The sequence below is a fragment of the Streptomyces sp. NPDC021020 genome, assembly GCF_044333285.1.
Classification (GTDB): Bacteria; Actinomycetota; Actinomycetes; order Streptomycetales; family Streptomycetaceae; genus Actinacidiphila.
In genome coordinates this window covers 260,315-271,678 of sequence record NZ_JBIRQQ010000003.1, presented here as the reverse complement: position 1 = coordinate 271,678, position 11,364 = coordinate 260,315, and the positions used below count along the sequence as shown (strand labels likewise).

Genomic DNA, 11,364 nt, shown 5'->3' with positions numbered 1-11,364 from the left:
CCGGGGCCGGTGGGCGTCAGCTCGTGGCGGACGCGGCGTCCACCTCCTGGGCCCTCAGGGCGCGTTCGACGCCCGCGCGGCTCTCGACGACCAGGCGGCGCAGGGCGGGGGCCGGGTCGGCGGTGGCGAGCCAGGCGTCGGTCGTGTCCAGCGTCGCCTGCGAGACCTGGTGCGCCGGGTAGAGGCCGACGACGATCTGCTGGCCCATCTCGTTGCTGCGCTCGGCCCACACCTTCTTGATCGCGGCGAAGTACCTCTCCGCGTATGGCGCCGTCAGCTCCCGCTGGTCGGCCTGCGCGAAGCCGGCGATGACGGCCTCCTGCATGGCGTTGGGCAGCGTGTCGGACTCGACGACCTTCGCCCACACCGCGGCCTTGGCCTCGGCCGTCGGGAAGGCGGCGCGGGCGGCGCCCGCGTGCTGCTCCCCCGCCGACGTCGGGTCGAGGGCCAGCTCGGCGGCGACGGCCTGCTCGTCGGCGCGGCCGGTCGCGGCGAGCCGCAGCAGCAGCGCCCAGCGCAGGTCGGTGTCGACGGCGAGGCCCTCGTAGCCCACCGAGCCGTCGAGCAGTCCGGCGAGCACGTCGAGCTGCTCCTCGGTGCGGGCGGTCGCGGCGAACGCGCGGGCCCAGGCGAGCTGGTGGTCGCTGCCGGGCGCGGCGGCGGCGAGGTGCTGCTGGGCGGCGGCCGTCCAGGCGGTCAGCCCCGTCTCGCGCCAGGCCGGGTCGGCGTACAGGTCGAGGGCGAGCTTGACCTGGCGGTGCAGCGACTGCACCACGCCGATGTCGGTCTCCTTGCCGATGCCGTGCAGCACCAGCACCAGGTAGTCGCGGGTGGCCACCTCGCCGTCGCGCGTCATGTCCCAGGCCGAGGCCCAGATCAGCGCGCGCGGCAGCGACTCGGTGAAGTCGCCGACGTGGTCGCGGACGACGGCGAGGGACTGCTCGTCGAGCCGGATCTTGGCGTAGGACAGGTCGTCGTCGTTGAGCAGCACCACGTCGGGGCGGCGGGCGCCGACGAGGGCGGGCACCTCGGTCAGCTCGCCGTCCACGTCCAGCTCGATCCGCCGGGTGCGGACGAGCACGCCGTCCTGGAGGTCGTACGCGCCGACGGCGATGCGGTGCGGGCGCAGCACCGGCTCGCCCTTGGCACCGGCGGGCAGCGCGGGCGCTTCCTGGCGGACGGCGAAGGAAGTGACGACGCCCTCGGCGTCGACCGCGATCTCCGGGCGCAGCACGTTGATGCCCGCCGTCTCCAGCCAGGCCTTCGACCAGGCCTTCAGGTCGCGGCCCGAGGTCTCCTCCAGCGCGCCGAGCAGGTCGGCCAGCCGGGTGTTGCCCCAGGCGTGCCGTTTGAAGTAGGCCTGGACGCCGGTGAAGAACTCGTCCATCCCGACGTACGCCACGAGCTGCTTGAGCACCGAGGCGCCCTTGGCGTACGTGATGCCGTCGAAGTTGACCTGCACGTCCTGCAGGTCGTTGATCTCCGCCATGATCGGGTGCGTCGAGGGCAGCTGGTCCTGCCGGTAGGCCCAGGTCTTCATGGTGTTGGCGAAGGTCGTCCAGGCGTGCGGCCACGCGGAGCCCTCGGCGTGCGCGAGGCAGGCGATGGAGGTGTAGGTGGCGAACGACTCGTTCAGCCACAGGTCGTTCCACCACTCCATGGTGACCAGGTCGCCGAACCACATGTGCGCCAGCTCGTGCAGGATGGTCTCGGCGCGGACCTCGTACGCGGCGTCGGTGACCTTGGAGCGGAAGACGTACTGGTCGCGGATCGTCACCGCCCCGGCGTTCTCCATCGCGCCCGCGTTGAACTCCGGTACGAACAGCTGGTCGTACTTGGCGAACGGGTACGCGTAGTCGAACTTCTCCTGGAACCAGTCGAAGCCGATCCGGGTGACCTCGAAGATGGCCTCGGCGTCGAGGTGTTCGGCGAGCGAGGGGCGGCAGTAGACGGCCAGCGGGACGCTGCGGCCGCCGCCCTCCCAGCTGCTGTGCACCGAGGTGTAGGGGCCGACGATCAGCGCGGTGATGTACGACGAGATCCGCGGGGTCGGCTCGAACGACCACACCCCGTCCGCGGACGGCTCGGGCGTCGGCGAGTTCGACACCACCGTCCAGCCCTGCGGGGCCCTGACCGTGAAGGTGAAGGCGGCCTTCAGGTCGGGCTGCTCGAAGACGGCGAAGACCCGGCGCGAGTCGGGTACCTCGAACTGGGTGTAGAGATACGCCTGCTTGTCCACCGGGTCGACGAAGCGGTGCAGGCCCTCACCGGTGTTGGTGTACGCGCAGTCGGCGACGACCACCAGTTCGTTGCGCCCGCCGGGCAGCCACTCCAGGGCGATCCGCGAGTCCTTGAACACCTCCGCCGGATCCAGCGCTGCCCCGTTGAGCACCACCTCGTGCACCTCGGGCGCGACGAGGTCGATGAAGCTGGTGCCGCCGTCCCCCGCGACGTCGAAGACCACCTTGCTCCGGGAACGGAACGTCCCCCCCTCCTGGGCCGCCGTCAGGTCCAGCTCGATCTCGTAGCCGTCCACAGTCAGCAGGCCCGCCCGCTGCTGCGCCTCCTCGCGCGTGAGGTTCGTACCAGGCACGGTGGCCCAACTCCTTCTCGTCAGGTGAGACAGCCATCCTCGCACGCAACCCGTTCACCCCGCGGAATGCCTGTGGACAACTCCGGCGCCGCCGTCAGCGGACACGCGGTCGCGCGGAGCAGTACGTCCGGCACGACAGGAGAGTCACTCACCGTGACCAAAAAAGGCGTACGGCGTCACGGGGCCGCCCACCCGGTGGCGGTGGGCGCCCCGTGACGCACGAAGGCCCGGATCTCAGGCTGATATGCCGTCGATCCGGGCCAGGGCGTCGTCCGCGCCGAAAGGTTGCAGATATGGCAGCCACCGCGGGTCCCGGTGGCCGGTGCCGATGATGCGCCAGGCCAGTCCGGTGGGCGGCGCGGGTTGATGGCGCAGCCGCCAGCCGAGCTCGGCGACGTGGCGGTCGGCCTTGACGTGGTTGCAGCGCCGGCAGGCCGCCACCACGTTCTCCCAGGCGTGCTGGCCGCCGCGGCTGCGCGGGATCACATGGTCGACGCTGGTGGCGGCGCCGCCGCAGTAGGCGCAGCGGCCGCCGTCGCGGGCGAAGAGGGCCCGGCGGGTGAGCGGGACGGTGCCGCGGAAGGGAACGCGGACGAATTTGGTGAGCTTGACGACACTGGGCGCCGGCAGCGCCTCTGTCTCGCTGTGCAGGTAGGCGCCGGATTCCTCAAGGCACACGGCCTTGTTGTTGAGCACGAGGACAAGCGCACGGCGGAGCGGTACGACGCCGAGCGGCTCGTACGACGCGTTCAGGACCAGGACATGCGGCACGTATGCCTCCTTTAACGCCGGCGGCGCGTGGCTCGCGCCGGGACGATCTGTCTCAGTCTCTCCGGAAGGCGGGGCGGGGCGCCACCATGCCCGGGTAACGGAGCGGAAGTGTTTTGGACCACACCGATCCGGCCCGGCAGGCGCCGCTCCCCTGGTTATCCCCCCTTCTTCCCCCTTTTTCTCCCCCGCCGGGAGGCTTTCCGCCCCTCGGACGGGGCAACGGAACGGCATCGGTCCTTCGTTACTGTGGATGTTTCGTACACCCCGGAGGTCCCCGCCCGTGTCCACCGCGACGCCCCCACCCGCCGCACCCCTCGACTCCGTCTCCCAGACCGCCACCCAGGCCGGCAGCTGGGTCGACGACAACTGGGCCGGATGGCTGAGCGCGGGGCTGCGGATCGTCCTGATCCTGGTCATCGCGATAGCGCTGCGCACCATCGTCCGGCGCACGATCAGCAAGCTCATCGAGCGGATGAACCGCGGCGCGGAGGCCGCGGCGGGCACCGCGCTGGGCGGGCTGCTGGTCAACGCGGAGCGGCGGCGGCAGCGCAGCGAGGCCATCGGCTCGGTGCTGCGCAGCGTGGCGTCCTTCCTGATCCTGGGCACCGCGGCGCTGACCGTGCTGTCGGTGCTGCGGATCGACCTCGCCCCGCTGCTGGCCAGCGCCGGTGTCGCCGGTGTCGCGATCGGTTTCGGCGCGCGCAACCTGGTGACGGACTTCCTGTCCGGCGTGTTCATGATCCTGGAGGACCAGTACGGCGTCGGCGACGTCATCGACGCGGGCGTGGCCAGCGGCACGGTCGTCGAGGTGGGCCTGCGGGTGACCAAGCTGCGCGGCGACAACGGCGAGATCTGGTACGTCCGCAACGGCGAGGTCAAGCGGATCGGCAACCTCAGCCAGGGCTGGGCGACAGCCGCGGTGGACGTCCAGGTGGGCGCCGGGGCCGACCTCACGCGGGCACGCACGGTGATCACCGAGACCGCGGACGTCATGGGCAAGGAAGACCCCTGGGACGAATACCTGTGGGAGCCGGTGAAGGTGCTGGGCCTGGAGTCGGTCGGCCCGGAATTCTCGGTGATCCAGCTGCAGGCCAAGACCATGCCGGGCAAGGCCGCGCCGGTCGCGCGCGAGCTGCGCTGGCGGATCAAGCAGGCCTTCGACCGCGAGGGCATCCCGCTGTCCGGCGGGGCCCCCGCCGCGACCGTGACCGATCCCGCGGCCGACGCCGCCGAGGGCGCGCCGATGGCGCCCGGCGCCGACGAGAGCGCCCCGCCGCCCGCGGGGCAGCGCCCCACGACCGTGCCGTCACCGGCCGCGGGCGAGGAGTGAGCCCGGCCGTTCCGCTACCCTGCTCCGGTTTGCACATGTCACCCGCGTGCGCGTGAGCACGCGGGCCGGAATCGGGGGTTCCTATTTCCACTCGCATTTCTCGTCGGATTTCCACTCGGAAAGTCCTGGCCGCCATGGCCGTCGCGTCCGCGGCGTTCTCTCTCGCCGCCTGCGGACCCGACGACCCGGCGGCCGACAGCACCGGCAGCGCCGCACCCAAGGCGCCCAAGGCGACCGCGGCGGGCGAGGACCACAACTCCTGCCCGACCCTGGCGCCCGGCCACTCCTACATCTGGGTCAGCAACGTCGAGGGCGCGATGAACAACGTCGTCGCGCGCGAGGCGAAGGCCGCATGCGATCCGACCATGAACGAGGGCGCGGCCTACCACCCGGTGGGCACCGTCAAGACGTACACGCTCTCGCTCAGCGCGAAGATCACGATCATCGGGGAGAAGGGACCCGAGACCCGCGGGGCCACCCAGGGCCCCGAGACGGGTATCGCGCACGTGAAGTCGTGCGCCGACCCCGACGGTGACACCTGGGACGGCGGCCAGGCCGCGAAGTCCAAGGAATTCTGCTACGGCCAGAACTACTACGACGTCGTTCTGGACGGCAGCACGATCACCGAGATGACCGAGGTCTACGGATCCTGATCCCGGCCGGAGAGCCCGTTCTCCGGCCGCGCACGCACCGCACGTACACCCGACGGCCGGGGGGCCCGTACCCCGGCCGTTTCTGCTGCCCGCGGCGGCGCCGGTAACGACTTGGCCGACTCCTCCGCGCATCCCTTGACGCTCCGCCGACAGCGGGCCTACCTTGACGTCCACCGATAGGAAGGTTTCCTAACAGTGAACTGAGGGAGGATGGCGCGCATGGCTGGCACCCCTGGCACCCCGCGCGTGTTGCGCGCCATGAACGACCGCGCCGCACTCGACCTCCTGCTGGAGCACGGCACCCTCTCGCGTACCCGGATCGGCAAGCTCACCGGCCTGTCCAAGCCGACCGCCTCGCAGCTGCTGGCCCGCCTCGAAGCGGCCGGCCTGGTGCTCGCCACCGGCACCACCGCGGGCCACCCCGGCCCGAACGCCCAGCTCTACTCGGTCAACCCGGCCGCCGCGTACGTCGCGGGCCTGGACGTGACGACCGAGCGCATCAGGGCCGCGGTCGCCGACATCACCGGCCGCACCGTCGGCTCCTTCCGGCTGCCCACCCCGCGCCGCCGCTCCGGCGGCGCCGTGGAGCACGTCGTCGCGGCGCTGGACGGCGCCGTGAAGGCCGCCGGGCTCAGCCGCCCCGACGTGCACCGCGCGGTCATCGGCACCCCGGGCGCCTTCGACCCCAGCACCGGACGGCTGCGCTACGCCAGCCACCTGCCCGGCTGGCACTCCCCCGCGCTGCTGGAGGAGCTGGCCGCGGCCCTGCCGATGCCGCTCGACTACGACAACGACGTGAACCTCGCCGCGGTCGCCGAGCAGCGGGTCGGCGCCGCCCGCGGGCATGACGACTTCGTCCTGCTGTGGAACGAGGAGGGCATCGGCGCCGCCCTCATGATCAACGGCCGGCTGCACCGCGGCTGGACCGGCGGCGCCGGCGAGGTCGGCTTCCTGCCCGTGCCCGGCACCCCGCTGGTCCGCAACGTCACCCGGGCCAACAACGGCGGCTTCCAGGAGCTGGCCGGCTGCAACGCGGTGCTGCGCAACGCCCGCGAGCTGGGCCTGGAGATCCCCGACGCCCCGCTCCCGGACGCCGCCGCGACGGTACTCGGCAAGGCCGCGGCCGTGCACGAGGAGTGCGAGCAGGCCGCCGACGGCCCGTACGCCGAGCTGCTGGCGCGCTGCGCCACCGGGATGGCCGTCGGCCTCGCCTCGCTGGTGGCCGTCGTCGACCCGGAGCTGATCGTGCTGGCCGGCAACGTCGCCGTCGCGGGCGGCGAGCCGCTGCGCGCCCTCATCCAGTCCGAGCTGGCCGAACTCGCGGTGCCCCGGCCCCGGCTGGTGCTGGGCACCGTGGAGATGCACCCCGTCCTGACCGGCGCGCTGGAAAGCGCCCTCGCCACGACCCGCGACGAGGTGTTCGACACCTCACGCTGAGCCCCCGCACGCCCCGACCCGACCACCCCGCGGCATCCGCAACGGAACGGCACCCTCGCCGTCCCGGCGGCACCGCACACCCTCGACCGGCCCCGACCGGCCGCGTAATCCCCGGAGGTAGAGAGCAGTGACCCGTATCCGCAACGCCGCGGCCGCCGTGGCGGCGAGCGCCGCGATAGCCCTGCTCGCGAGCGCGTGCACCGGCCAGAGCAGCACCTCGGCAGACGACGACGCCACCAAGGACGTCACGATCACCTTCTGGCACGGCTGGACGGCGCCCAACGAGCTCAAGGCGATCAACGACAACGTCGCCCGCTTCGAGAAAGCGCACCCGAACATCCACGTCAAGGTGCAGGGCAACATCACCGACGACAAGATCAACCAGGCGCTGCGGTCCGGCGGCGACAAGGCCCCGGACGTCGTCTCGTCCTTCACGACCGACAACGTCGGGCAGTTCTGCTCCTCGGGCACCTTCGCCGACCTCGCGCCCTTCCTGAAGAAGTCGGGAATCGACCCCGAGACGACCTTCCCCAAGCCGATGCTGGAATACACGCAGTTCCAGGGCAAGCGCTGCACCCTGCCGCTGCTCGGCGACGCGTACGGCCTGTACTACAACAAGAAGGAATTCGCCGCGGCCGGCATCTCCGCGCCGCCGAAGACCCTCAGCGAATTCAAGGCCGACGCCGTCAAGCTCACCAAGTCCTCCGGCGACAGCTACTCGCAGCTCGGTTTCATGCCGGACTTCCACGGCTACGAGTCCACCCCCGGCCACTTCGCCGCGCAGTGGGGCGTGAAGTACTTCGACGCGAACGGCAAGTCGCAGGTCGCCGAGGACCCCGGATTCGCCGCGATGTTCACCTGGCAGCAGGAAATGGTCAAGGCGCTCGGCGGCTTCAGCAAGCTGGAGAAGTACCGCTCGGGCTTCGGTGACGAATTCGGCGCCAAGAACCCGCTGCACACCGGCCAGGTCGCGATGGGCATCGACGGCGAGTGGCGGCTCGGCATGGCCAGGGACGCCGGTATGAACGACCTCGCCGTCGCGCCCTTCCCGGTGCCCGACGACCAGGCCGACACGTACGGCAAGGGCTATCTGAGCGGCACCGTCATCGGCGTCGCCAACACCAGCGCGAAGAAGAACGCGGCCTGGGAGCTGGTGAAGTTCATGACCACCGACACCGACGCGGTCGTCTCCTTCGCCAACGCCATCCACAACGTGCCCTCCACGCTCGCCGCCCTGAAGTCCCCGAAGCTGGACCAGGACCCGGACTTCAAGACCTTCCTCGACATCGCGCAGAACCCGGACAGCACCACCACCCCGCCGAGCGTCAACGGCGGCGCCTACCAGGTGACGCTGCAGGACTTCGGCTACTCCTACGAGTCGGGCAAGTCCAAGGACCTCGTCGCGGGTCTGAAGGGTGTCGACACGCAGGTCGACAAGGACATCGCGCAGGCCCAGTGATGAGCGCAGCCGTCCACCCCCTGCTGAAGGCCCGGCGCCGCAAGGCGGCGCTGCGCAACCTGGCCTTCCTGTCCCCCTGGATCATCGGATTCAGCGTCTTCTTCGCCTATCCGCTGATCTCCACCGTCTACTTCTCCTTCATGCACTACAACGGCGTCAACCCGCCGACGTGGACGGGCGCGAAGAACTGGAAATACGTCTTCCAGGACTACCCGCTCTTCTGGCCGGCGCTGCGCAACACGCTGTGGCTGGTCGTGGTCATGGTGACGCTGCGGGTCGTCTTCGGCCTCGGCGTCGGCCTGCTGATCACCAAGATCAAGACCGGCGCGGGCTTCTTCCGCACCGCGTTCTACCTGCCCTACTTGGCCCCGCCGGTCGCCGCGACCATGGCGTTCGTCTTCCTCCTCAACCCCGGCACGGGCCCGGTCAACCACATCCTCGGCGACATCGGCATCGCGACCCCGGGGTGGTTCACCGACCCGCACTGGTCCAAGCCGGCGCTGACGATCCTCGCGGTGTGGGGCATCGGCGACCTGATGGTCATCTTCATGGCCGCGCTGCTCGACGTGCCCAAGGACCAGTACGAGGCCGCCGAACTGGACGGCGCGGGCGTGTGGTCGCGCTTCCGCTACGTGACGCTGCCGAACATCTCGCCGATCGTGATGTTCGCGGTGGTCACCGGGGTCATCCAGACCATGCAGTACTACACGCAGCCGCTGGTGGCGGGGAAGGTCGCGTCCGGCATCATCGGCAACTCGGGTCAGCAGTTCGAGCCCGGCTACCCCGACAAGTCGACACTGACCCTGCCGCAACTGGTCTACGAGCGCGGCTTCCAGCGTTTCGACTACGGCTCCGCGTGCGTCATCGCGCTCGTCCTCTTCGTGCTCTCGATGGCCTTCACCGCGCTGCTCATGCGGCGGCGCAACGGATTCCTGACGGCGGAGGACTGATGACCCACGCAACGCTCACCGCCCCCGCCGCCCAGGCCCCCGGGCACCCGGCGGACGCCCGGGCCCGGCGCACCGCGCGCCGCAAGGCGCGGCTGAACTGGATCGCGGTGCACGCCCTCGGCATCGCCGCCGCCGCGTTCTTCGTGCTGCCCTTCGTCTTCGTCTTCCTCACCGCGGTGATGACGGACAACCAGGCCCTCACCCGGGACCTGTGGCCGCACACCTGGCAGTGGTCCAACTTCAGCACCGTGTGGCACACCCCGGGCTTCCTGACCTGGTGGCGCAACACCCTGGTCTACGCCGTCGTCGGCACGACCCTGACCGTGGTGTCGTCGCTGCCGGTGGCGTACGCGCTCGCCAAATTCCGCTTCCGCGGGCGCAACCTGGTGATGGTGCTGGTCATCTCCACCATGATGCTGCCGCCGCAGGTGATCGTCATCCCGATGTACCTGTTCTGGACCAAGCAGCTCGGCCTGGACGGCACGCTGTGGCCGCTCATCATCCCGATGGCCTTCGGCGACGCCTTCACCATCTTCCTGCTGCGGCAGTTCCTGCTGACGATCCCGAAGGAGTACACCGAGGCCGCCAGGGTCGACGGCTGCGGTGAACTGCGCACCCTGCTCCGGGTGATCATCCCGATGATCAAGCCGGCCATCGCGGCCGTCGCGCTCTTCCAGTTCTTCTACTGCTGGAACGACTACTTCGGGCCGCAGATCTACGCCAGCTCCAATCCGGCTGCCTGGACGCTCAGTTACGGGCTGGAGTCCTTCAAGGGGGCGCACCACACCAACTGGAACCTGACCATGGCCGCGACCGTTCTGGTGATGGCGCCGGTCATCGTGGTCTTCTTCTTCGCGCAAAAGGCCTTCATCGAAGGCGTGACCCTGACGGGAGTCAAGGGATGAAACTGGCAGTCGTGGGCGGCGGGTCCACCTACACCCCCGAGCTGATCGACGGGTTCGCGCGGCTGCGCGACACCCTGCCCGTCGAGGAGCTGGCACTGATCGACCCGGACGCGCACCGCCTGGAACTGGTCGGCGGGCTCGCCCGGCGGATCTTCGCCAAGCAGGGGCACCCGGGCCGGATCGTCACCACCTCCGACCTCGCGGCGGGCGTCGAGGGCGCCGACGCGGTGCTGCTCCAGCTGCGGGTCGGCGGGCAGGCAGCGCGCAACCAGGACGAGACATGGCCGCTGGAGTGCGGCTGCGTCGGCCAGGAGACGACCGGCGCGGGCGGCCTCGCCAAGGCGATGCGCACCGTTCCGGTGGTGCTGGACATCGCCGAGCAGGTACGGCGGCTCGCCCCCGACGCGTGGATCATCGACTTCACCAACCCGGTCGGCATCGTCACCCGGGCGCTGCTGCAGGCCGGCCACCGCGCGGTCGGGCTGTGCAACGTGGCCATCGGCTTCCAGCGCCGCTTCGCCGCCCGCCTCGGCGTGGCGCCCGAGCAGGTGCACCTGGACCACGTCGGCCTCAACCACCTGACGTGGGAGCGCGCGGTGCGCATCGGCGGCCCCGGCGGCGAGGACGTGCTGCCGAAGCTGCTGTCCGAGCACGGCGACGACATCGCCGCCGACCTGCACCTGCCGCGCCCGGTCCTGGACCGGCTCGGCGTCGTCCCGTCGTACTACCTGCGCTACTACTACGCGCACGACGAGGTGGTGCGCGAGCTGCGGACCTCGCCGTCGCGGGCGTCGCAGGTCGCCGCGATGGAGAAGGAGCTGCTGGAGATGTACGGCGACCCGGCGCTGGACGAGAAGCCGGAGCTGCTCGCCAAGCGCGGCGGCGCCTTCTACTCCGAGGCCGCGGTGGCGCTCGCCGCCTCCCTGCTGCGGCCCACCGCGGAGGGGGACGTGCAGGTGGTCAACACCTACAACAACGGCACCCTGCCCTTCCTCGCGGACGACGCCGTCATCGAGGTCCCGGCCACGGTGGGCCCGCAGGGCGCGCAGCCGCTGCCGGTGCCGCCGCTGGAGCCGCTCTTCGCCGGGCTGGTGGCGAACGTGACGGCGTACGAGGACCTGGCCCTGGACGCCGCCCTGCGCGGCGGCCGGGACCGCGTCTTCACCGCGCTGCTCGCCCACCCGCTGGTCGGCCAGTACGACTTGGCCGAGCAGCTGACCGACCGTCTCGTCGCGCACAACCGGGAGCACTTCGCGTGGGCCTGAC

General features: G+C 70.8%; 9 protein-coding genes. 7 read left to right on the top strand and 2 right to left on the bottom strand.

What is annotated here, in order from left to right; genetic code table 11:
- Positions 1–16 precede the first annotated feature (16 nt).
- Positions 17–2,593 carry an aminopeptidase N gene (pepN, locus tag ACH4SL_RS09595; RefSeq protein WP_398443086.1) on the bottom strand — a complete coding sequence of 859 codons (2,577 nt, stop codon included), beginning with the start codon at positions 2,591–2,593 and terminating at the stop codon, positions 17–19.
- Positions 2,594–2,827: 234 nt separating this feature from the next.
- Positions 2,828–3,364: an HNH endonuclease gene (locus ACH4SL_RS09590; RefSeq protein WP_398443084.1), complete on the bottom strand. Its 537-nt coding sequence runs from the start codon at positions 3,362–3,364 to the stop codon at positions 2,828–2,830.
- A gap of 250 nt (positions 3,365–3,614) precedes the next feature.
- On the opposite strand from ACH4SL_RS09590, the gene ACH4SL_RS09585 reads away from it, so the two are divergent.
- From ACH4SL_RS09585 to ACH4SL_RS09555, 7 genes are all read left to right on the top strand, one after another.
- Positions 3,615–4,694 carry a mechanosensitive ion channel family protein gene (locus tag ACH4SL_RS09585; RefSeq protein ID WP_398443082.1) on the top strand — a complete coding sequence of 360 codons (1,080 nt, stop codon included), beginning with the start codon at positions 3,615–3,617 and terminating at the stop codon, positions 4,692–4,694.
- 134 nt (positions 4,695–4,828) lie between these two features.
- The gene (locus ACH4SL_RS09580) at positions 4,829–5,347 is read left to right on the top strand and encodes a hypothetical protein (RefSeq protein ID WP_398443080.1); all 519 of its coding nucleotides are present in this window, start codon (positions 4,829–4,831) and stop codon (positions 5,345–5,347) included.
- Positions 5,348–5,557: 210 nt separating this feature from the next.
- Entirely contained in the window at positions 5,558–6,784 is a 1,227-nt protein-coding gene (locus ACH4SL_RS09575) for an ROK family protein (protein ID WP_398443077.1), read from the top strand.
- Between the two features lie 127 nt (positions 6,785–6,911).
- The gene (locus tag ACH4SL_RS09570; RefSeq protein WP_398443075.1) at positions 6,912–8,243 is read left to right on the top strand and encodes an ABC transporter substrate-binding protein; all 1,332 of its coding nucleotides are present in this window, start codon (positions 6,912–6,914) and stop codon (positions 8,241–8,243) included.
- Positions 8,243–9,193 (top strand): carbohydrate ABC transporter permease, encoded by a 951-nt coding sequence (locus ACH4SL_RS09565; RefSeq protein ID WP_398443073.1) that lies wholly within the window; start codon positions 8,243–8,245, stop codon positions 9,191–9,193. Before ACH4SL_RS09570 ends, ACH4SL_RS09565 begins: the two co-directional genes overlap by 1 nt.
- Positions 9,193–10,098: a carbohydrate ABC transporter permease gene (locus tag ACH4SL_RS09560; RefSeq protein ID WP_398443071.1), complete on the top strand. Its 906-nt coding sequence runs from the start codon at positions 9,193–9,195 to the stop codon at positions 10,096–10,098. The genes ACH4SL_RS09565 and ACH4SL_RS09560 overlap by 1 nt, the downstream gene beginning before the upstream one ends.
- Positions 10,095–11,363 (top strand): 6-phospho-beta-glucosidase, encoded by a 1,269-nt coding sequence (locus ACH4SL_RS09555; protein ID WP_398443068.1) that lies wholly within the window; start codon positions 10,095–10,097, stop codon positions 11,361–11,363. The genes ACH4SL_RS09560 and ACH4SL_RS09555 overlap by 4 nt, the downstream gene beginning before the upstream one ends.
- Position 11,364 lies beyond the last annotated feature (1 nt).